The organism is Microbacterium sp. SLBN-111 (genome assembly GCF_049739645.1).
GTDB lineage: Bacteria > Actinomycetota > Actinomycetes > Actinomycetales > Microbacteriaceae > Microbacterium.
Genome location: NZ_JBMGQH010000001.1, coordinates 934174 through 954915 on the forward strand (window position 1 = coordinate 934174; position 20742 = coordinate 954915).

Genomic DNA, 20742 nt, shown 5'->3' on the forward strand with positions numbered 1-20742 from the left:
AGCGAGGGCTCCGACCTCCAGTCTAGCGGGTGCGGTCAGGCGGCCGCTCGCCAGCACCCCTCGACGTGGTCGTCGACCATGCCCGACGACTGCATGAGCGCGTACATGGTGGTGGGGCCGACGAAGCGGAAGCCGCGTCGCCGCAGCTCCTTGCTCATCGCTTCGGACTCGGGCGTCACGGCCGGCACCTCGGCGAACGACGACGGGGGCGTGTGGGCGGCGGGGGCGAACGACCACAGCAGGGCGTCGAGCTCACCGTCGGCCATGTCGGCGACGAGCGCGGCGTTGCCGATCACGGCCTCGATCTTGCCGCGGTGGCGGATGATCCCGGCATCCTGAAGCAGTCGTTCGACGTCGTCGGGCCCGTACGCGGCGACCACGGACGGCTCGAACCCCTGGAAGACCTCGCGGAAGCGCGGGCGCTTGCGCAGGATCGTGATCCACGACAGGCCCGCCTGAAAGCCCTCGAGGCTCATCTTCTCGAACAGGGGCCGATCGCCCCGCAACTCCGTACCCCATTCCTCGTCGTGGTACCGGCGATACTCGGCGTCGTCGCCCGCCCACGCGCAGCGGGCGATGCCGTCGGCGTCGATGATGAGGTCGGTCATGCTCTCAGGGTAGGCCGGGGGTCGGACACGGGCCGGACGCAAGCCCTGGCCCCGCCCTCGGCCGGCCGCTAGCTTCCCGGCATGCACACCGTTCCCCTGGGTCCGCGAAGGACACGCGTCTCGTTGTATCTCGGCCTTGTCCTGGCCGTCGTCATGATCGTCGTCGGCATCGTGGCCATCGGCGTGAACGGACCGCTGTGGTTCGCCCTCGTGATGCTGTTCGCGGGTGCCATCATCGCCGGAATCGCCATCGTCCGTCTGGTGCTGCTGCGCCGGACCTGACACGACGAAGGGCGGCGGCCCTCACGACCACCGCCTCCGTCCGTGCGGATTACTTGCCCGGCTTCTTCTCCGGAACCGGGGCGTTGCCCGACGCGCGCAGCGCCGAGTAGTACGACGCGGCCTCGTTCTGCCGGTCGTCCTCCACACCCGTGGCGATCGACGCCCGGATGTGCTCGGGGCCGTAGCCGAAGGCATCCACGAGATCTTGCGCGTGCGGGCGGAGCCGGACGCAGAGCCGGTCGATGTAGCTCGACACCGCCGCCGCACGCTGCGTCGAGAGGCGTCCGTTGATGAGGTACCAGGCGAGGTGCTTCTCGATGAGCTGCAGGCCGAACAGGTCGCGCAGCCACGTCAGCACCTGACGCGAGCCGTCGTCGCCGACGCGGTTGATGGCGTCGGTGAACGCCTCCCACTGCAGCAACTCGCCGTGCGCCCGGGCGGCTTCGATCAGCTCGGCCTGGTTCTCGTTGAAGAGAGCCGCCGCGTCTTCTCGCGAGAGCTTGGATGCCGGGCGCAACCGCCCCGCGATATCGGCCACCATCTGCTGCACACGACCCGCGAGCAGTTCGTGCTGCTGCTGCGCGCGCAGGCCCTTCTCGACGGAGCGGGCGGTCGAGCCGCGGTCGGTCACCGCCTGCCCCAGCTGGCGCAGACCCGCGCCGTGGAACAGCTTCCCGGCGGTCTGTCCCACCGCGAACGCGGCGAGGGCCTTGGCATCCTTGCCCTTGAACTGGCGCGCGTAGTCGGCGAGCAGACGCTTGCCGACCAGCTGCAGCAGGACGTTGTTGTCGCCCTCGAACGTCACGTAGATGTCGAGGTCGGCGCGGAGCCCCACGAGGCGGTTCTCGAAGAGGAACCCCTGGCCGCCGCACGCTTCGCGCGACTCCTGCAGCGTGTCGAGCGCGTGCCACGTCGACAGGGGCTTCAGCGCGGCGGCGAGCGTCTCGAGGTCTTCGCGGTCGGCATCCGTGTCGAGGCGTCCGCTGAAGACGCCGTCGAACTTCTGCAGGAACTCGTCGTGCGCGAAGATCTCGGCGTACGTGGTCGCGAGGCGCGGCAGCAGGCGGCGCTGGTGCTTGCCGTAGTCGAGCAGCGTGACCTCGGGCGTTCCGCTGCCGGAGTCGAACTGACGACGCTGGTTACCGTAGGTGATCGCGATGGTGAGGCCGATCGCGGACGCCCACGCGGCCGCGCCGTCGAGCGAGACGCGCCCCTGGACGAGCGTGCCCAGCATCGTGAAGAAGCGGCGACCGGGGCTGGCGATGTCGCTCGAGTACGTGCCGTCGGCGGCGACGTCGCCGTAGCGGTTGAGCAGGTTCTCGCGCGGGACGCGGACCTGGTCGAAGTGCAGACGTCCGTTGTCGATGCCGTTGAGGCCGCCCTTGAGGCCGTCGTCCTCGCCGCCGATGCCGGGGAGGAAGTTCCCTTCGTCATCGCGCAGCGGAACGTAGAAGCAGTGCACGCCGTGGTTCACACCGTTCGTGATGAGCTGAGCGAACACCGTCGCGGCCTTGCCGTGCAGCGCGGCGTTGCCGAGGTAGTCCTTCCACGCACCGCGGAACGGCGTGTGGATGACGAACTCCTCGGTGTCGGGGTCGTAGGTCGCGGTCGTGCCGATCGCAGCGACGTCCGAGCCGTGACCGGTCTCGGTCATCGCGAAGGCCCCGGGGATCTCGAGACTCATGATGCCCGGGAGCCACTTCTCGTGGTGCTTCTCGGTACCGAGCTGCAGGACGGCCGAGCCGAACAGCCCCCACTGGACACCCGACTTGATCTGCAGACTCGGGTCGGCGGCGACGAGTTCCTCGAACCCGGCGATGTTGGCGCCGTTGTTCTCCTCGCCGCCGAACCGCTTCGGGAACGCGCGGTGCACGGCCTTGCGCGCGACGAGCTCGTGCAGCTGGCCGAGGGTGCGGGTGCGGTGGGCGTCCATGCCGAGGCTGTCGTCGCGCCAGAAGATCGGATCCTTCAGCATCGCGCGCGCCTCGCGGCGGGTGTCGGCCCACGTTCCGAGCAGCAGATCGGTGACCTGCTCGATGTCGATGCGGCTCTCGGCGGCCTCGGCGGCGGAATGCGCGGCGGTCGGCGCACCCCCGACGGGGGTACGCGTGCTCGTGGCGGGCGTGGTGGGACGGACGGCGGCGTCGGTCATTTCGGCACCTTTCGACGTTGCAAAGGGATGCCTCCACGGTAGGAGTCCCACAACGCGCGAACAAACATTGTGTGAGGTGCACACAACGCGGGCGGGCGGCGCCGGGCCGGTTGGTTGTGGGGCGTCAACATCCTCGGGAGGCGCCGGGACGCGTCAGTTCTGGGCGACGACGGTCAGGATGCCATCGCCGTACGCCTCGCGCTTCTTGGCGCCGATGCCCGTGATGCCGTCGAGGTCGCCCATCGACGACGGCCGGGCGGCGGCGATCGCGCGCAGCGTGGCGTCGCCGAAGACGATGTAGGCGGGGACGCCCTGCTCGCGCGCCTGCTCGGCGCGCCACGCCCGGAGCGCCTCGAAGAGGTCGCGGTCGCCGGGTGCCACGTCGTCGGCGCTCGACTTCCGCGGCCGACTCGAGCCCCCGCCGCCGGAGCTACCGAGAGCGTCGCGCCGGAGCGGGACGGGCGTCTCGCCGCGGAGGACTCCCCCCGAGGCCTCGCTGAGGGCCAAGGTGCCGTAGTCGCCCTGCGCGACGATGATGCCCCGCGCGAGCAGCTGCCGGATGACGCTGCGCCAATCCTGATCGGACAGGTCGGCGCCGAGCCCGTACGTGGTCAGGCGGTCGTGCCCCTGCTGCGCGATACGGTCGGTCTTGGCTCCCCGCAGGATGTCGATGAGGTGGCCGGCGCCGAAGGCCTGACCCCGTTCGCGCTGCAGCCTGACGATCGTCGAGAGCAGCTTCTGCGCCGCGACGAGCCCGTCCCACGTGTCGGGCGGGGTGAGGCACGTGTCGCAGTTGCCGCACGGCTCGGATTGCTCACCGAAGTACGCCAGCAGGTTCTGCCGACGGCATCCGACGGTCTCGCAGAGGGCGAGCATGGCGTCGAGGTGCTGGCCGAGACGCATCTTGTACGACCGGTCGCCGGGCGACTGGTCGATCATGCGCCGCTGCTGGACGACGTCGCCGAGACCATAGGCCATCCAGACGACCGACGGGTCACCGTCACGGCCGGCACGGCCCGTCTCCTGGTAGTACCCCTCGACGGATTTCGGCAGGTCGATGTGCGCGACGAAGCGCACGTCGGGCTTGTCGATGCCCATGCCGAAGGCGATGGTCGCGACCATCACGACCCCGTCGTCGCGGAGGAATCGCGACTGGTGCGCCGCCCGGACGGACGCGTCGAGTCCGGCGTGGTACGGAAGCGCGTCGAGGCCCTGCGCCGCGAGGTAGGCCGCGGTCTGTTCGACGCTCTTGCGGCTCAACGCATAGACGATCCCCGCAGAGCCCTCGGGCTGCGAGCGGATGAACGACACCAGCTGGCGCCGCGGGTCGACCTTGGCCTCGATCCGGTACTGGATGTTGGGCCGGTCGAAGCTCGCGATGAAGGTTCTCGCGTCGCGAAGACGAAGACGTTCGACGATCTCGCGCGCCGTCTCGGGTGTGGCGGTGGCGGTGAGCGCCATGCGCGGGACGCCGGGGAAGTGATCCGCGAGGTCGCCGAGAGCGAGGTAGTCGGGCCGGAAGTCGTGGCCCCACTGCGACACGCAGTGCGCCTCATCGATGGCGATGACGCTCAGTCGGCCGCGCGACAGCAACCCGAGGGTCTGCGCCCCGTTGAGGCGTTCGGGGGCGACGTAGAGGAGGTCGAGGTCGCCGGCGAGGTACGCCTGCTCGACCGCCTGTCGCTCGGCCGGGGACTGCGTCGAGTTCAGGTACGCCGCCCGCACGCCGTTGGCGACCAAGGCGTCGACCTGGTCGTGCATCAAAGCGATGAGGGGGGCTGACCACCAAGCCGGTCCCGGGCCGCACGAGGGCGGGCACCTGGTAGGTGACGCTCTTTCCCCCACCGGTCGGCATGAGCACGACGGCATCCCCACCGTCGATCACGCGCTGGACGATGCCGGCCTGATCGCCGCGGAACGTGTCGTAGCCGTAGACCTCGTGCAGGACCTCGCGCGGATCGCGGCCCGTGAAATCGCGGACGGCGGGCAGCTCGCGCGCGGTGCCCGTCGCGACCGCGGCGCGGGCGAACGGCGAGGCCGCGGCATCCATCGGCGGGGGCGGGGCATCGGGATCGTCGGGCGGAGCGAAGAGATCGGGGTCCCAGTCGGCACCCGCGTAGGGGTCGTCGTACGCGTCGAACGCGTCGGGGGGCGCGTCGGCGTACGGCTCGGGGGCGGGGCCGGGGAATGTCACTCGACCACGGTAACCCGGGGCACCGACACCGGCTGCGGGCGGCGGTGCCCACGGTGGAGAACCGGGCCGGATTCAGTCCTGGGGAGAAGAGTCCGGAGGCAGCTCCCACAGCTCGATCGGCAGCCCCTCCGGGTCGTGCAGGCGCACGAAGCGGCCGTAGTCGGTCTCCCATTCGTCCCGTCTTTCGACGACGACCCCGGCATCCTCGAGGCGCCGCACGATGGCATCCAGGTCGGTCACGCGGAGGTTGAGGAGGAACGGCTGATCGGAAGCGAAGTCCGCGGTCGCGGTCGACACCGGCGCGAACACCGTCGGTCCGGCATCCTGCATCCAGACCGCGTCGGATCCTTCCGCGCCGACCGGGATGCCGAGGAGATCGCGGTACCAAGCCGCACGGGCCTCGGGATCGCGACTGCGCAGGAGGAGGCCACCGATTCCGAGAACCGTCATGCCCGCAACCTAGCGGGCGACCGCGACACCCGCCAGGTCCGGCGTGGGATGGCGGAACACGGCGCATCCTGCGAACGTTGGACGCAGTACCGACGACCGGAGGCGACATGACCGACGACCTGACCGTGACGCGCAACGATGAGGCGCACCGCTACGAGATCCACGTGAACGGAGAACTGGGCGGTGTGCTGCAGTTCCGCCCCGCGGGCGAAGCCCGCGTCGTCCTGCCGCACACCGAGATCGACTCCGCCTTCAAGGGCATGGGCCTGGGCTCGACGCTCGCGAGCGAGGCGCTGTCCGACCTCGCACGGCGCGGTGACACGATCATCCCGACCTGCCCGTTCGTCGTGCACTACCTGCACGACCACGACGTGCCCGGTCTCGTGATCGACTGGCCGCACCACGAGGACCCGGCCGACTCCGCCGACCCGAGCGAACCGGCGTGACCAGGCTCGACGTCGCGCCGCCGGCGTCCGAGGGTCCGGTGGACTGCGACGGTCCGCGCGCGCTCGTCGTCGAAGCTCGCGAGGTGCCGCTCGGCGGGGTGCGCGCGATGGAGGTGCACCGCACGCTCCCCCACCGCGCGCTGCCGATGGTCGGGGCGTGGTGCTTCCTCGACCGCTTCGGCCCGCAGGAGACGGTGATGCGCGTCGAGCCGCACCCGCACATCGGCCTGCAGACCGTGACGTGGCCGATCATCGGCGAAGTGCGGCACCGGGATGCCGTCGGGAGCGACGTCGTCGTCCGTCCCGGCGCGCTCAACCTCATGACGAGCGGCCAGGGCATCGCCCATTCCGAATACTCGGTCGGAGACGACCCGATCCCGCTCGACGCGCTGCAGTTGTGGGTCGCGCTCCCGGAGTCGCGCCGCCACGGCGAGCCGGCATTCGAGCGACACGAGGACCTGCCGACCCTCGACCTCGGGGACGGGGCGGACGCCGTCGTCGTGATGGGCGAACTGGGCGGCGCCACTTCCCCCGCGACCGTCCACACCCCCATCGTGGGCGCCGAACTGCGCCTGCCCCCGGGCATCGTCGTGCGTGTTCCGCTGCGCTCCGACTGGGAATATGCCCTCTACGGAATGACCGGCTCCGCCGAGGTGGAGACGGGGATGGATGCCACCGACGCCGACGCCGCGCACCGTACGGCGCCCCTCGAGACGGCGGGGACCACGGCATCCGTCGACGGAACGAGGCTGCTCTATCTCGGGAAGGGCCGCGACCACGTGGACGTCACCGCGTCGGAGGGCGCCCGGGTGTTCCTGCTGGGCGGCGAGCCGTTCGAGGCCGACATCGTCATGTGGTGGAACTTCGTCGGCCGCTCGCACGAGGAGATCGTGGAGGCGCGCGAGGCGTGGGAGGCGCAGGCTCCGCGTTTCGGCGCCGTCGTCGACCACGGACCCGAACGCGTTCCGGCTCCGCCGCTCCCCGCCGTGCGCCTGACGCCGCGGCGGCGCCGGGTGTAGCACTGAAGCTGCAGATTGCACTTTGCAGCCACAATCCTCGGACTATCCGGCCAGATCTCCCCGTAACCGAAAACGCAACGCATTCCCTCTCTAGAACGGAAGAAATCCGTTACGAAGGGGAATCGCAATGACCGAAGAAGATCCGAATATCGGGGCCGCACCCGCCGTCACCCGCCGCACGATCGTGAAGGGCGCGGCGTGGACCATCCCCGTCGTCGCCGTCGCGGTCGCCGCACCGCAGGCCTCGGCATCCGTGGCCACCGACCCACGCGTCGAGTTCCTTCGGCCGGCGTATACCGCCGACCCGTGTGCGCCGCTCACGGGAGTGCGCGTGAAGGCATGGGATGACGCGACGACTCCGGCGGCCGCAGGCTCACCGATCGTCGTCACCCTGCCCGAGGGCTTCGCCTTCCCGAACGGCTCACGGACGACGACCGTCACGGCCGGCGCTGACGGCACCGCGACGCTGCCGACCATCACCGTGACGTCGCCCGACGACACGGTGAGCTTCTCCGCACAGTACAGCGGCGCCACCGGGGCCACCCAGGTGACCGTGGATTCCTCGGAGCGCGGCGTCTGGGGCCGGATGACGGCGACGGGCGGGTGGACGGCTTTCCCGGCCGTCCCCGCGGCCTCGAGCCCCCAGGGCTACAACTACTTCGTCGGCCCGGGCGGCGCGCTCTGGTACAACAACGCCCAGGTCGCCAACGCCGGCGGCGTGGTGGGAGGCGGGGCCTGGCAGACCGCGGACCCGACGAACAACCGCGCCACGATCAAGAACAACAACGGCGTTTGGTTCCAGGTCAACGGCTCCACCCGAACGTCGAACCTGGACGTGCCGTCGGACTACGTCAGCCGCGGAAACGGCTACTTCCAATCGCCGGGGGTGACTGACCCCGACCTGGTCTACACGACCACTGACGGCGGCGCACGCACGGAGTTCAGCGTCGACGGGGCTCCGCAAAAGGTGTCGGCGTACGACATGCCCGGGGTGGGCAACGTCGTGACCTTCTATGCCCAGCGCACGCTCGCCAACGGGTCGGTCGTCTCGGGGTGGTGGCGAGTCGTCAATGGCGACTTCGCCAACATCCAGCAGCTGACGAATGTCCCCGCGGACGCGAGGAACCTCGGGTACGACTACTTCCAGAGCGGGTCGACGCTGTACGTCCGAAACACCGCCACGATCGTCAATGCGCCGACATCGACCAGTGTTCCCGGCATCAAGACGTTCATGGGCACGAGCGACAACCCTCGCGTCAATGTCCGCGATCCCCAGGGCCGTTGGCACAGCGCGAGCGCGTCCCAGCTGGCCAACCGGGATTGGGGGACGACCTTCGCCGACGTCCCGTCGAACGCCACTCCGCTCGGATACAACTACTTCCTCGACAAGCAGGGCCGGTTGTGGTCGGGGAACACCGTGATCCAGACCGGGGTCGCGCGCGCCGCCGTAGGCTTCTCCGGCCTGGACAGCAGCAATCTCGTCAACATCAAGCTCCGCCAATGCGTGTGATCTAAGCCATAGTTCGAACGAAGGGGCCCGTCGCCGGCTGCACACCGGCGGCGGGCCCTCAGCCGTGTTCGCGGATCCTGGCTCCCGCGCGGACGAGAGCCGCGCGAGCCTGCCGCACATTCCGAAAACCGGCCATCTCCGTGCGCACGGCGAACGACGAATCGAACTCGCCCGTCCGGTCGATCCGCAGGAGTTCCTCGACGCGTCGGTTCTCGATCTGCGCACGGACGGTCGTCCCCATCGCGGCGAAGGCGCGCCCGAGCGTCCGCTCCGAGACCAACACTCCGGCGGCGATCGTGGCGATCCCACAGTCCGGATGCCGGAACGATAGTTCGATCTGCTGCATGGCCTCGGAATACACGTGGTCTGCCCGTCGGGACGGAGCGACGCGGGCGGTCGCGTCCACGGCGACGGCGGTCAAGAGGTTCTCCGCGGCACGGGCGAGATGAACGGAGTCGCCGAGTCGAGCCGGCGCATCGAGCGCACTGTTGGTCAGCGCTCCCGCGATCTTCCAGGTATCGCCCGAGACGGGAAGCGGTTCGCCGATGGTGGCGCGAACCAGCGGATGCGAAAAGGCATCGGGCCGCAATCGCCACAGATAACGCGCTGTGGCGGCGGTGAGGTGCACGTGGATGTCGGCCTCGGCATCGAGGAAGAAGAGGTGATCGCGTGGGACGTCGTACGACGCTCCGTCATACGTGACCGTCGCACGTCCTTCGATTCCCAGGAGGACGTATATTCCGCCGGGGGAGCCAAGGGCTCGGTATGAGCCGTCCGGGGACCAGGCCCGGCCGATGTAGTGATCGGCCGAGCCCACCCCGTCGATCTGGAGACTGCCGATATCCGTGAGGGAATGCCATCCAAAATTGTTGAGTTCTTCGCTCGCGCGATCTCTTGACGCGTCCATATGCGCTTTGAGAATACGCATTGCGTTTATCGCATCTAACAATTCGATAGGCCTACGCAAAAACCCGTCACGGATTGTGCAGAATACAGACAATTCGCCCATTCCTGCCCGCGACCTCACGCCGATCGAACGAACGCGGCGCCCGAGCCGAAGCCCGGGCGCCGCGTCGGCGAAGGGATCAGCGCAGCACGATGAACGCGCTGTGCGCCGTGGACTCCTCGACCGTCTCGCTGCCGGCGTACTCCGCGGTCACGATGCGCACGCCCCGCGTCTGCGGGTCGAGCGTGATCGTCGCACGGCCGTCCTGCAGGGTCGCCGTGTACGGCTTGCCCGCCACGGTCACCGTCACGTCGCCCGTCGGCGTCGGGCCGGTGAGCGCGCGCACCTTCACGGTGAGCGTGTAGGTGTCGGAGCTGCGGCCGACCCACGGGTTCACCGTCACGGTGGTGAACGACGCGACCGTCACCGGAGCGCCCGCGCTGTCCGCGGTGCCGGTGAGGCCGGTCGCGGGGTCGGTCGCGGTCACGCGGACCGACAGCACGGTGCCCACGTCCTCGCGCTTCACGCGATAGGTCGACGAGGTCGCGCCCTCGATCGGCTCACCGCCGCGCAGCCAATGGAACGCCGTGGTCACCTCGGCGGGATCCCACGTGCCCGGGGTCGCCGTGAGGGTGCGACCGAGCTTCGGCGTGCCCGAGATCGTCGGCGCCTCCACGTTGATCGGAGCCGCCTGACCCGAGTCGACGGTCAGGACCGTCTGCACGTTCGACTCGCCGTACTGCACGACGCCGAGGTACCGCGTCTGCGGCTGTAGGCCCTGCCACGACAGGTCGTAGGTCGTCGCGACGCCCTGCTCGGCCGGGATCGGGTTCGGCGTCGCGGTGAGCTGGCCCTCGCCTCCCGGAGTCACGTTCGCGTAGGACATGTCCCACGTGAACGGCGCCGTGAACGAGTAGATGTTCGCCTCGACGAGGTAGGTGCCCGGCGTGGGGTTCGGGAGCGAGACGCGCTCGTCCGCCGAGCCCGTCGCCGACGTGAACCGCTCGTAGTACCGCAGGTCGTCGGGGCTCACCACGCGCGACACGAACAGGTCGAGGTCGCTGCCGGTGTCGTCTGACGAGTCGAGGTCGAAGCGCGAGAGGGTCGTCCCCTCGGGCACGTCGACGACCCACCGGACGTAACCGTCCGCGTCACCCGAGTCCTGATTGCCGGAGTGCCCGTCGACCGGGTTGTCGGGGTCGGCCAGCACGCGTCTCCGCCGCGAGGCCCGACACCGTCAACGGCAGGTCGCCGCTCACGCCCGGCAGGATCTCCACCGGGGTCGAACCCGACAGTCCCGCGCCCGACACCTCGGCTGGAGCCTCGGCGGTCGTCGGGCGCACCGCGATCGGCGAGCGCACCTGGGTGTCGCCGCTCGTCCACGTGAGGAAGCCCGTCGTCCACTCCTCCGCCGCGGCGGTCGTGCGCGAGAACGTGACCGTGAAGTCCTGCGTCTCGCCCGCGGCGCCGAACGTGAGCGTGGATGGCTCGACCGTGGCATCCAGTCCGGGAACGTCGATGGATGCCGCGAACGTCCCCGCCTGCGTGGACGTCACCGTGCGGGTCACGGTCTGGGGCTTCGCGAGCGATCCGATCGAGATGGATGCCAGGTTCAGATCGCTGCCGTCGATCGGCTCGACGCCGAAGTCCTCGAGGCCCTTGCCCTGCAGGAAGGCCGCCCAGTCGGCGGGGCCGTTGAGGTAGAGCAGGCCCGGATCGAAGTACTTCGTCGGGTCGACGTGGCCGGCGCCCTGCGCGAACGGATCCTGCGCGGGAGCCCCGTCGACGTCGACCGTGTCGTACGCGGTGGTCATCATGGCGGACTTCACCTCGGCGGGCGTGGCCAGCGGCCGCTCCCCCAGGTACAGCGCCGCGAGACCCGCGATGTGCGGCGACGACATCGACGTTCCGGACAGGAACTCGAACGTCGGCGCCGCGCCCTCGGCGTTCGCGGCCGCGGCGAGGATCGCCACTCCCGGAGCCGAGATGTCGGGCTTCAGCACGTCGCTGCCGTCGGCGAGCATGGGCCCGCGGCTCGAGAAGCCGGCGACCTGCGGCGTCGGGGTCTCGACGCCGGTGACGTTCTCGCCGATCAGCGTGGCCGTGGCATCCGGGGTCCCCTGCACGTAGGCGAGCAGGTCGTCGCGGTACCGCGCATCGATGTGCACGGTCGGCACCGCGTGGAAGTCGTTGTCGACCGAGGCCGGCGTGACGTTGACGAGGATCATGCCGACGCCGCCCGCCTCCTTGACGGCCTGCGACTTCTCGATGCGGGCGTTCTGCCCGCGGTCGCACACGACGATCTTGCCCGCGGCCTTCGCGGCGTCGAGCGATCCGAGGAGGCACAGCGCGGCGTTCGCCGGATCCGCTCCGGATGCCGCGATGTCGCCGGCGTAGACGACCGGCGCCGTCACGTCCTCACCCGCGCGGACGGAGACCGACGCACCGGCGGCCTGGAAGCCGTTCGGGAGTTTCACGGTGCCCTCGTAGGTGGGGATCGTGGATGCCGCGACGGTGGTGTACCAGGGCGAGGCGTGGTCGGCGGTCGAAGCGTCGGGACCGGAGTTGCCTGCCGAGACCGAGACGAAGATGCCCGCGGCGGCCGCGTTGAAGAACGCCGCATCCTCGAGCGCCAGGGTGGTGGTGGCCGCCCCGCCGCCGATCGAGTAGTTGATGACGTCGACGCCGTCGGCGACCGCGGCGTTGATCGCACCGAGCAGGTCGCTCAGCGCGCAGATGTCATCGGTGGTGACGAGCGGGTCGGGGCCGGAGTAGCACGCCTTGTACGCGGCGACCTTGGCGGCGGGAGCGACACCCGAGATCGCCCCGAAGTCGATGCCCTCGACGCTGGCCTCGACGCCGTTGTTACCCGCGGCGGTGCTCGCCGTGTGCGAACCGTGCGCGTCGCCGTCGCGCGGGGAGCGGTAGTCCGCCTCGAACGTGAAGCCGGTCGCCGCAGCACCCTGGTCGAAGTAGCGGGCGCCGACGAGCTTCGTGGAGTAGTCGTCGACCGACCACCCGTCGCCCGTCGCGACGCGCGGCGACCGGAAGTCGGTGCCGTCGGCCTTGCGGTACACGACGTCGTTGCCGTCGAGGTAGGGCTCGTCGCCCGGCGTCGTGCCGAGCGGGTCGCCCGCGAACGACGGGTTCTCCGGCGCGATGCCGGTGTCGACGACACCGACGACGATGCCCTCACCGGCCGCGTCGATGCCGCCGACCTTCTGCCAGACGCCGCCGTCGCCCTCGAGACCGAGGAACTCGGTCGACGGCACGGCCGCGGGGTGGCGGATCTCGTCGGGGACGACCTTCTGCACGCCCTTCGTGGCGGCGAGTTTCGCGGCCTGGTTCGGGTCCATCGCGGCGCTGAAGCCGTTGACGGCGAGCGTGTACGAGTAGTCGGCATCCACCCCGGCTTCGGCCGCGACGTCCTGCTGGCGCTTCTCGAGGAACTCCGAGTACTCGCGGACCGCGTCGGAGCCGGTGTCGAGCCGCGCGTCGTCGGACTTCGTGGCGCGCAGGCCCGCTTCGCCGCCGTCGTAGGTGGCGACGGGCGCTTCGTCGAGCACGACGATGTAGCGCCCGGTGGCGGATTCGATGGGTGTGGGAGGCGTCACCCCCTCGCCCACGACGGCGGCCTGCGCGGAGGTGACTCCGGCAGCGGTGAACAGCCCGGCCAATGCGATGACCGCGGCCGAACGCAGGGTACGACCCATAGTGCGCTCCAAACGGGGGGATGAATTGAGCGATGTGCGCGGCTTCGGTGGCGCGCGTCGCACAAACATAACTCACGGCAAATTCATCACCAACGTTTTCTTTTGGACGGCGTCCGGGAACCCGACGGCGCCGCCCCGATACGCTGACCCCGTGTCGTCGGCATCCCGTCTGTCCACCCGTATCCTTCTCGTGTGCGCTGCGATCGGCGTGGGAACCGGGATCCTGGGGGGCGCCGCGGGCTGGTTGACCCTCGCCGTGCTGGCCACCGCCCCGTGGGCGTACGGCCTCGTGCTCGGCTCGCACGTGCTGCCCGGCATCATTGCTCAGCAGGTCGTCCGACGGCCGTGGGTCGCCCTTCTCACCCACGTGCTCGCGGCCCTCGTCGCGAGCGCCATGGCTCCGCAGTGGACCTTCCGCTTCCTCGGCACCGCGATCCTCTTCGGTGGCATCCAGGAGGGCATCGCCGCGCTCACGCGCTACCGCGTGTGGGCGACGGCGCGCTTCTTCGTGTCGGCGGTGATCATCGGGCTGATCGTCGCGGCGGCCGTGTGGTTCGCGGCGCACCTCGGCGCCCTCGCGCCCTGGGCGCAGGTGACGTACCTGGTGATCAGCGTGCTGGGGCCGGTCGCCTGGACGGCGGTGGGCATCGCGATCGGTTCGGGCCTCCGCGGCGCCGGCGTCGCGCGCGGGCTGTCTCGGCGCTAACGGGGCCGACGCGGCCGCGACGCGACCTGCGCCCAGGCCCGGGCGAGCAGCGCTGCGACGGCCCCCACGAGTACCCACGTCGCGAAAGACCCGAGCCATCCGGTCACGAAGAACCCGAGAAGCAGCGCGGCCACGGCGAGCACGACGAGCGCGACCAACGTCACGATCGCGAGCAGGATCGCCCGGACCGGATGCCACGCGAACGCCCGCGGGCCGCTCCACGCCGTGGCATCCGGGTTCCCCGCGGGTGAGACGAAGACGAAGGCGGCCAGCGCGGCGGGGATGAGGGTGGCCGACGAGAGCACCGCGAGCGCGCCGACGATCGCCAACGCCAGAACCACGGCGGCGAGCGCGCGCAGCCACCGCGCACCCGAACCGCCCACGAGCGCGACCACCGCCGTCGCCGAGGCCACGAGCGAGAGGACGGATGCCGCGAGCAGAGCGAGGAACAGCGGGTCGACGGAGGGCGTCGCGCCCGGGAGCACGCACAGCGCCTGCACGACGGCGTTCCCCAGCACGACGGCCGCGATCAGCAGGACGCGCTTCACGGGGCGACCCCCGCGGCCTGGTCGATCACGGCGCTGACGCTGCCGGTGAACACGGTGTCGGAGCCCACCGTCACGGTGAAGCTGTCGGGGTCGTCCGCGGGGGAGGCGGCCGTGACCGCCGCGCCGTCCGCGGTCGTCCCGGTGCACGAGATCGCCCCGTCGGACGCGCGCGTGCACGTCGGCACCTCCTCCAGCGCGACGCTCTTCTGCTGCAGCACGTCGATGGTGGCGAAACGCACCTCGGTCAGGTGATTCCCGCCGACGGGAGCGATCGCGGCGACCTGCGAGCAGCCGGCCAGCGCGACGGTCGCCGCCAGCGCGCACACCCCGAAGAACCGCCTCACAGTCCCCGCTCCTTCTCGTACGCGAGGATCCGCGCGCGCTCGGTCACGTGCTGCGCCTCGAGCTGCGCGTCAGTGATCACCGACAGGTCGAACGGCGCCGGCAGGAGCAGCTCGGTGTTGCGGTCGAGCGGCGATCCGCGCCGCATGAGCGGCGTCTCGGCCCAGTCGTTCGCGGCGAGCTCGCGGCTGCGCGCGGCGAGGTCGGCGACCGAACCCGAGTTCCCCGGAGCGGCGGGCGAGGCGTGGTCGAGCACGGTCGTGAACAGCGACAGCGTGCCGTCGCGGTTGTCGACGATCTCCACGACCTGTTGCTGCTGCGGGAAGTCGATGCACGACGCGGTCGTGATCTCCCAGAACCCGCCGCCCGCGTTCGTGTGGGCGAGGATCTGGTTGAGGTGCGTGTGGCCGTTCAGCCACCCCACGACGACGGGGAACTCCAGCAGCATCGCGACGAACTCGTCCGCGCCGTACAGCTTCTCGTCGACCCCGGGTCGGGTCGCACGGTTCTCGAGCGTGAGGCTGTTGTGGTGGCTGAAGATCAGCGCGAGCACCTGGTCGCGCTGCGCGATCTCGAGCTGCGCGCGCAGCCACTGCATCTGCGATTCGGGCACCGCGCCGTCGGGTCCGGCGACGGCGTTGCACGTGTCGAGTCCGAACGCCCGGATGCGCGGGCTGAGGTCGGCCTGCCACCACGTCTCGCCCGAGGCGAGGTTGTGCGCGGTGAAGCCGTGGCCGACGGGTCCGGGCGTGGGTTCGGTCCGGAAGTGCTCGGCCATGAAGTCGCGCTGCTCGAACAGGTAGCGCTCGGGGTTGGCCGTGACCTCTTTGAACCCCGGACCCCCGGATGCCAATCCGAGAGCGGCCAGCACCTGCGCGAGGACGCTCGTGCCCGCGGCCCACCCTTCGAGGGCCGTGGAGGCCGTGGCATCCAGGGTGTACGACTTCCGGGCGCCCACGGCGAGCGCGCGCAGCTGCGGGCTGATGTCGAACGTTCCGAGCAGGAGCGTGTCGTGGTTGCCGTAGACGGCGTACCAGGGCGCGGGGAGGCCGACTGATTTCACGGGCTGCGCGATCGCCTGCGCGAGGAGGTCGGGCAGGCGCGGGAAGCCGTAGTCGCCGAAGTCGCCGCCGCTCGGATCGCCCGGGCGATACGCCCACGTCGCCTCGCTCCAGGCCTGCACGCCCTGCCATGTCGGCCCGCTCGTGGCCGGATCGACCGCGAGGCCGTCCATGAGGTCGATGTACCAGCGCAGCTCGAGGTGCGAGTGCATGTCGGCGCTGTCGCCGGTGACGATCGCCGCACTCATCGGTGCGCCCGTGAGCGGGCTGTAGCGGGCGTCCGAGAAGGCCTGCACCATCGCCGCCGTCGCGTGCGGGCTCAGCGGGTCCTGCGGGTGGAAGGCCGAGCCCCACGCCGAGTGGGCCTGCACGATCATCGGCTCGATGCGGCCCGGCGACTGCGCCTCGATGACGTGCAGGTCGGACAGGTGCCCGAGGTACAGCAGCGAGCGACGGGCGGTGGCGCGCGCGGGCGACGGTGAGCGTCGCAGCACGTCGATGCGCGGCAGGTACGGCTCCCCCGGCCCGGTCGTGAGCGTGCGGTACTTGCCCGACAGGATCGCGCCTTGCCGGATCGTCTGGAGCAGCGTCGACGGGATGTCGACCGAGGGCGTCGCGGCGCGCGCGAGCTGCGGCGCGAGGACGTCGAAGCCGAGCCCCGTCGCGGCGGCGGCGGCGGCGGTGGCGTGCAGGAACTGACGGCGGGAGAGACCGGTCACGAGATCATCCGTTCGGGCGGAGGAACCTCGAATGTACCGTTCGCGCAATTCGGCCGTCCAGAGCGCGCGGTCGCGCGTGAGGAGCGGAGGGCGAGGGACGGGCGGAGGAGCCGCGGCGGCGAGCCGGTCCTCCGCTCGTCCCAGACCCTCCCTCGTTCACACACGCGGATGCCGTCGCCTCGACGTCGAGACGCCATCCGGCGCGGGTAAGGCCTACCTAAATAGACTGGAGGTCTCGCCGAAGGACACCCGTGACCGCCCACCCGCACCCGACCGCCGCGGAGCCCCGCGCCGAGGTCGACGCGCTGCTGCGCCTGCGGAACGTCGCCGTCACGCACCTCGAGGCCGACCGCCCGACGCCCGCCGACGTGAGTTTCGAGGTGCGCCCGGGCGAAGTGGTGCTGCTGCTCGGGCCGAGCGGGTCGGGCAAGTCCACCCTGGCGCTCACGATGAACGGGCTCCTCCCCCAGGCCGTCCCGGGCGAGGTCCTCGGCGAGGTGATTGTCGGGGGGAGGGATGCCACGACCACCCCGGTCGCCGAGCTCGCGCCGACCGTCGCGATGGTCTTCCAGGACCCCGACGCGCAGCTCATCACTGGCACCGTGCTCGACGAGGTCTGCTTCGGCCCCGAGAACCTGCGGCTCCCCGTGGCCGAGGTGCTCGCGCGCGCCGAGTCGGCGCTGCGCCGCGTGGGGCTGTGGGACCGGCGCGACGAGTCCCCCGACGTCCTGTCCGGCGGGGGTCGGCAACGTCTCGCGATCGCGTGCGCGCTGGCGATGGCATCCCCCCTCCTCGTTCTCGACGAGCCGACCGCGAGCCTCGATCCGGCCGGGGTCGCGGAGGTCTACGCGGCGCTGCGCGACGTCGTCGCCGCGGGAGACCGGGCGATCGTGCTGATCGAACACGACCTGGATGCCGCGGTCGAACTGGTCGACCGGGTCGTCGCGCTCGACGGCGCGGGGCGTGTCGTCGCGGACGGCAGCGTGGATGAGGTGCTCCGCGGGCGGGCGCGCGAGCTGCACGACCTCGGGGTGTGGCTGCCGACCGCAACCCTCGCGGCACTGCGGCTCCAGCGCGCCGGCTACGACCTCGGGCGACTGCCGCTGACGCCCGAGGAGCTGCGGGCGGCTCTGGAGAAGGCGGCCGGGGGCGTGGCATCCACGGCTCTTCCGACCCCGCGGAAGCCCGGCGGTGAGCCGTTCCTTCGCGTGCGGGGCCTCGGGGTCACGCGAGGGCGCGCGACGATCCTGCACGACGTGGACCTCGACGTCGCGGCGGGCGAGTTCGTCGCCGTTGTCGGCCGGAACGGTGCCGGAAAGACCACGCTCGTGCAGGCGATCGCCGGAGTGCGGCGGCCGCCGCGCGGCACGGTGCGCATCGACGGGGTCGACGTGCGGCGTCTGTCCGCGCGGGAGCTGTCCCGTCACGTCGGTTTCGTGTTCCAGAACCCCGAGCACCAGTTCATCGCGACCACCGTGGACGACGAACTCGCGCACGGCCTGCGCCGGTTACGGGTGCCCGAGGCGGAGGTGCGGTCGCGCGTCGACGAGATGCTCGCGCGGTTCGGCCTCGCGGACCGCGCGGACGCGCACCCGTTCCTGCTCTCGGGCGGGCAGAAGCGGCGCCTGTCGGTGGGCACGGCGCTCATCGGCGGGGCTCGGCTGCTCGTGCTCGACGAGCCCACCTACGGGCAGGACCGCGCCCGCGCGGAGGAGATGCTCGCGATGCTCGACGACCTCCGCGCGAGCGGAACGGCGATCGTCGTGGTCACGCACGACCTGCAGCTCGTCGCCGAGCACGCCGATCGGGTGGTCGTGATGGATGCCGGCCGACTCGCCGCCGATGCGACCGTCGCGGACGCGTTCGCCGACGTGGCGCTGCTCGAACGGACCGGCCTCGGGGTCCCACCCCTGCGCCGGGCGTTCGAGGGGCTCCGGCAGCATCCGGAACTCGCGTCGATCACGCGGCTCCGCGACCTCCCCGGCGGTGACCGGTGACCGCCGTCGCGCTCGACACCGGTCGGACGACGTACCTCGCGCGGCTGAACCCGCTCGCGAAGATCGCGGCGGCGCTCCCCGCGATGGTCGCCCTCGTGTTCGTGCGCGACGTCGCGACTCCGGCGGCGTTCCTGGGCCTGGCGTACCTCGTGCTCCTCACCGGTGCCCGCTGGTCGGCGCGGTTCGTCGTGCTGCTCGGCGTCGTCGTGCCGCTCGCGGTCCTCGTCGTGACCGGGGGCTTCGCGCTGTGGGCCGATGCCTCGGGCGGGTCCGCCGTGGTGCGCGTGGGGTCGTGGGTCCTCACCGACAGCGCCCTCGCCGTCGGGTGGGCGACCGGCCTGCGCCTGGCCGCGATCATGACGCTCGCGTTCATCGGCGGCCTCACGACGACCGGCCCTGATCTGGTTCGGGCGCTCGTCCAGCAGCTGCGCGTGCCGTATCGGATCGGATACGCGGCCCTCGCGGCGATCCGGTTCGTCCCGCGATTCGGCCGCGAACTCGAGACGATCCGGCAGGCCCACCGGGTCCGCGGCGTCGGCGGCTTCCCGCCCGCGCGGTGGATGCGGACGGTCGTGCCGCTGCTCGCCGGCGGCATTCGTCACGCCGAACGCGTGGCCCTCGCCATGGATGCGCGCGCCTTCGGCGCCCACCCCGACCGCACCGAACGGCACCTCGTCCCGTGGCGTCGCCGCGACACCGCGTTCGTGCTCGCGTTCTGGGTGGTGTCGGCGGCGGTGTTCGTCGTGGTGTGACGCGGGGCTCGACCTGTCAGAACTCTTCGGCGCCGATGTCGCCACCGACCGCACTCGCGTCTCGCGACCTCAAGTTGTCGACGTGAAGTGGATCCTTGAGATTCCTTGGTTCCGGGCTGACGCACTGCCACAGGCCGTCGATGTGCTCGTGCAGCGAATCCGATACGCGTGCCCACATTGGATCGAGGACGAAATCGATGCCGGCGCGACGGGCGTGTTTCGCCGCAGGCACGAAGTCGCTGTCGCCGGCGATCATGATGATCTGGTTGACGTGCCCGTTGGCGGCCAATGTCGCGATGTCCAGCCCCAAGCGCATGTCGACGCCTTTCTGCGTCAGGTCGAGGCTGAAATCCTTCTCCGTCAGATCCGCAGTCGAGAGCTGCCCGGAGAGAAGCTCCTTGAGCTTCTCAGGTCTGAGCTGATATCCCGCTTGGGTCTCGAGGGGTTCCCCCCGCCTCAGTGCGACCTTCCTGCGCTTGACCAGTTCACTATGGAGTGCGACCATCCAGTCGTGGTCGGCCGTCTTGGCGAGGTTCACGACCTGGCGGGTCAAGGGGTGGAAGACGACCTTTTCCGAGGGCGGACAGTCGTAGTAGAAGATTCGGTACAGCCGCGACTTCGACTGCTTGATATGGCGGCGGCTGTACTCCAGGAGTTCGTCGGCACGTTCGGACGGCTCCTTGTGTCCGAAGAGTCGTGCGGCACGTCGACGATAGAAATCGCCGTCAACCAGGATGGCGGTGACCTGCTCGGCGCGTACGGGAATCGGCGCCGAATCGACGCGCCCGGTTACCGGCGTGAGTAACGCCTCGCGCTGTCGACCAGCCATTCGCCTGCCTCTCGAAAGAAGAAGGCCCTTGTCATCGGCCTACCCACAATCGGCTGGGTGGTCAACGGCAAGGGCACGTTGCGTCGAGGCTACATGACGCGCTCCGCGGTCTTGGCGTGGATCACCTCAGATGTGACGCTTCTCACCCGCAACGCTCTCTGCCAAGCGATCCGCTGTCAGTTCGATCGTGATCCGCCGACCGTTCTCGATGACCCCGGGTCCGGTGTCCGGCGTCGGGGCGGGAGCCGGGGTCTCCTGCTCGGCCTCCCACACGACCCGCGCTTCGTGAGCGGACGGGTGGAACAGTTCATCGAATCCGAGCAGACCGCCGGACGACAGCACGGCATCACCCTTCGGGCGACGACGCCCGATCGCGGCCGACACGACGAGTACAACGGGCAGGCCGAGGACGACCGCGATGCTCCCCCAGCCCAGCACGTCATTCATGCGCCGAGTGTAGGTCGCATG

18 protein-coding genes and 1 pseudogene are annotated in these 20742 nt (G+C 70.5%); 7 read left to right on the forward strand and 12 right to left on the reverse strand.

The window, feature by feature from the left end; all coding sequences use genetic code 11:
• Positions 1 to 35 precede the first annotated feature (35 nt).
• Positions 36 to 608 carry a DNA-3-methyladenine glycosylase I gene (locus RKD05_RS04425; protein WP_424708283.1) on the reverse strand — a complete coding sequence of 191 codons (573 nt, stop codon included), beginning with the start codon at positions 606 to 608 and terminating at the stop codon, positions 36 to 38.
• A gap of 81 nt (positions 609 to 689) precedes the next feature.
• Between RKD05_RS04425 and RKD05_RS04430 the strand changes: the two genes are divergently transcribed.
• A complete protein-coding gene (locus RKD05_RS04430) occupies positions 690 to 890 on the forward strand; it encodes a hypothetical protein (RefSeq protein WP_424708285.1) in 201 nt (66 codons plus the stop codon).
• Between the two features lie 49 nt (positions 891 to 939).
• Here the strand turns inward: RKD05_RS04430 and RKD05_RS04435 are convergent, their stop codons facing one another.
• The 3 genes and pseudogenes from RKD05_RS04435 to RKD05_RS04445 all read right to left on the reverse strand — a co-directional run bounded on the left by RKD05_RS04435 (position 940) and on the right by RKD05_RS04445 (position 5686).
• A complete protein-coding gene (locus RKD05_RS04435) occupies positions 940 to 3042 on the reverse strand; it encodes an acyl-CoA dehydrogenase (RefSeq protein ID WP_424708287.1) in 2103 nt (700 codons plus the stop codon).
• Positions 3043 to 3195: 153 nt separating this feature from the next.
• A pseudogene (recQ, locus tag RKD05_RS04440) lies at positions 3196 to 5236 on the reverse strand (DNA helicase RecQ).
• 72 nt (positions 5237 to 5308) lie between these two features.
• Positions 5309 to 5686 carry a VOC family protein gene (locus RKD05_RS04445; RefSeq protein ID WP_424708289.1) on the reverse strand — a complete coding sequence of 126 codons (378 nt, stop codon included), beginning with the start codon at positions 5684 to 5686 and terminating at the stop codon, positions 5309 to 5311.
• A 107-nt stretch (positions 5687 to 5793) separates the two neighbouring features.
• Between RKD05_RS04445 and RKD05_RS04450 the strand changes: the two genes are divergently transcribed.
• The 3 genes from RKD05_RS04450 (at position 5794) to RKD05_RS04460 (ending at position 8661) form a co-directional block, all read left to right on the forward strand.
• Positions 5794 to 6132 (forward strand): GNAT family N-acetyltransferase, encoded by a 339-nt coding sequence (locus RKD05_RS04450; protein WP_424708290.1) that lies wholly within the window; start codon positions 5794 to 5796, stop codon positions 6130 to 6132.
• A complete protein-coding gene (locus RKD05_RS04455; protein ID WP_424708292.1) occupies positions 6129 to 7151 on the forward strand; it encodes a pirin family protein in 1023 nt (340 codons plus the stop codon). Before RKD05_RS04450 ends, RKD05_RS04455 begins: the two co-directional genes overlap by 4 nt.
• Before the next feature lie 127 nt (positions 7152 to 7278).
• Positions 7279 to 8661, forward strand: a complete 1383-nt coding sequence (locus tag RKD05_RS04460) for a hypothetical protein (protein WP_424708293.1) — start codon at positions 7279 to 7281, stop codon at positions 8659 to 8661.
• 58 nt (positions 8662 to 8719) lie between these two features.
• Here RKD05_RS04460 and RKD05_RS04465 read toward each other — a convergent pair whose 3' ends face one another.
• The 3 genes from RKD05_RS04465 to RKD05_RS04475 form a co-directional block, all read right to left on the reverse strand.
• On the reverse strand, positions 8720 to 9670 hold the full coding sequence (locus RKD05_RS04465; RefSeq protein WP_424708294.1) for a hypothetical protein: 951 nt from the start codon (positions 9668 to 9670) through the stop codon (positions 8720 to 8722).
• 76 nt (positions 9671 to 9746) lie between these two features.
• Complete coding sequence (locus tag RKD05_RS04470; protein ID WP_424708296.1) at positions 9747 to 10817, reverse strand: hypothetical protein; 1071 nt, start codon at positions 10815 to 10817, stop codon at positions 9747 to 9749.
• Positions 10759 to 13320, reverse strand: a complete 2562-nt coding sequence (locus RKD05_RS04475; RefSeq protein WP_424708297.1) for a S8 family serine peptidase — start codon at positions 13318 to 13320, stop codon at positions 10759 to 10761. The genes RKD05_RS04470 and RKD05_RS04475 overlap by 59 nt, the downstream gene beginning before the upstream one ends.
• Positions 13321 to 13471: 151 nt before the next feature.
• Between RKD05_RS04475 and RKD05_RS04480 the strand changes: the two genes are divergently transcribed.
• The gene (locus RKD05_RS04480) at positions 13472 to 14026 is read left to right on the forward strand and encodes an ECF transporter S component (protein WP_424708298.1); all 555 of its coding nucleotides are present in this window, start codon (positions 13472 to 13474) and stop codon (positions 14024 to 14026) included.
• Here RKD05_RS04480 and RKD05_RS04485 read toward each other — a convergent pair.
• From RKD05_RS04485 to RKD05_RS04495, 3 genes are read right to left on the reverse strand one after another with little or no spacing between them, the layout of a single operon-like run.
• Positions 14023 to 14574, reverse strand: a complete 552-nt coding sequence (locus RKD05_RS04485; RefSeq protein WP_424708300.1) for a hypothetical protein — start codon at positions 14572 to 14574, stop codon at positions 14023 to 14025. The genes RKD05_RS04480 and RKD05_RS04485 overlap by 4 nt on opposite strands.
• Complete coding sequence (locus RKD05_RS04490) at positions 14571 to 14918, reverse strand: hypothetical protein (protein WP_424708301.1); 348 nt, start codon at positions 14916 to 14918, stop codon at positions 14571 to 14573. The genes RKD05_RS04485 and RKD05_RS04490 overlap by 4 nt, the downstream gene beginning before the upstream one ends.
• Positions 14915 to 16696, reverse strand: a complete 1782-nt coding sequence (locus RKD05_RS04495; RefSeq protein ID WP_424708303.1) for a TIGR03767 family metallophosphoesterase — start codon at positions 16694 to 16696, stop codon at positions 14915 to 14917. Before RKD05_RS04495 ends, RKD05_RS04490 begins: the two co-directional genes overlap by 4 nt.
• Before the next feature lie 251 nt (positions 16697 to 16947).
• Here RKD05_RS04495 and RKD05_RS04500 point away from each other — a divergent pair, with 251 nt between their 5' ends.
• A complete protein-coding gene (locus RKD05_RS04500) occupies positions 16948 to 18693 on the forward strand; it encodes an ABC transporter ATP-binding protein (protein ID WP_424708304.1) in 1746 nt (581 codons plus the stop codon).
• Positions 18690 to 19445 (forward strand): energy-coupling factor transporter transmembrane component T family protein, encoded by a 756-nt coding sequence (locus RKD05_RS04505; RefSeq protein ID WP_424708306.1) that lies wholly within the window; start codon positions 18690 to 18692, stop codon positions 19443 to 19445. The genes RKD05_RS04500 and RKD05_RS04505 overlap by 4 nt, the downstream gene beginning before the upstream one ends.
• 16 nt (positions 19446 to 19461) lie before the next feature.
• On the opposite strand, the gene RKD05_RS04510 is transcribed toward RKD05_RS04505, so the two are convergent.
• Positions 19462 to 20274, reverse strand: a complete 813-nt coding sequence (locus tag RKD05_RS04510) for an NYN domain-containing protein (RefSeq protein WP_424708308.1) — start codon at positions 20272 to 20274, stop codon at positions 19462 to 19464.
• Between the two features lie 126 nt (positions 20275 to 20400).
• Complete coding sequence (locus RKD05_RS04515; protein ID WP_424708310.1) at positions 20401 to 20721, reverse strand: hypothetical protein; 321 nt, start codon at positions 20719 to 20721, stop codon at positions 20401 to 20403.
• Positions 20722 to 20742: the final 21 nt, after the last annotated feature.

Bases quoted from the DNA above. Each gene is read 5' to 3' on its own strand.
- RKD05_RS04425 (WP_424708283.1), bottom strand. From the start codon at position 608: ATGACCGACCTCATCATCGACGCCGACGGCATCGCCCGCTGCGCGTGG.
- RKD05_RS04430 (WP_424708285.1), top strand. From the start codon at position 690: ATGCACACCGTTCCCCTGGGTCCGCGAAGGACACGCGTCTCGTTGTAT.
- RKD05_RS04435 (WP_424708287.1), bottom strand. From the start codon at position 3,042: ATGACCGACGCCGCCGTCCGTCCCACCACGCCCGCCACGAGCACGCGT.
- RKD05_RS04445 (WP_424708289.1), bottom strand. From the start codon at position 5,686: ATGACGGTTCTCGGAATCGGTGGCCTCCTCCTGCGCAGTCGCGATCCC.
- RKD05_RS04450 (WP_424708290.1), top strand. From the start codon at position 5,794: ATGACCGACGACCTGACCGTGACGCGCAACGATGAGGCGCACCGCTAC.
- RKD05_RS04460 (WP_424708293.1), top strand. From the start codon at position 7,279: ATGACCGAAGAAGATCCGAATATCGGGGCCGCACCCGCCGTCACCCGC.
- RKD05_RS04465 (WP_424708294.1), bottom strand. From the start codon at position 9,670: ATGGGCGAATTGTCTGTATTCTGCACAATCCGTGACGGGTTTTTGCGT.
- RKD05_RS04475 (WP_424708297.1), bottom strand. From the start codon at position 13,320: ATGGGTCGTACCCTGCGTTCGGCCGCGGTCATCGCATTGGCCGGGCTG.
- RKD05_RS04510 (WP_424708308.1), bottom strand. From the start codon at position 20,274: ATGGCTGGTCGACAGCGCGAGGCGTTACTCACGCCGGTAACCGGGCGC.
- RKD05_RS04515 (WP_424708310.1), bottom strand. From the start codon at position 20,721: ATGAATGACGTGCTGGGCTGGGGGAGCATCGCGGTCGTCCTCGGCCTG.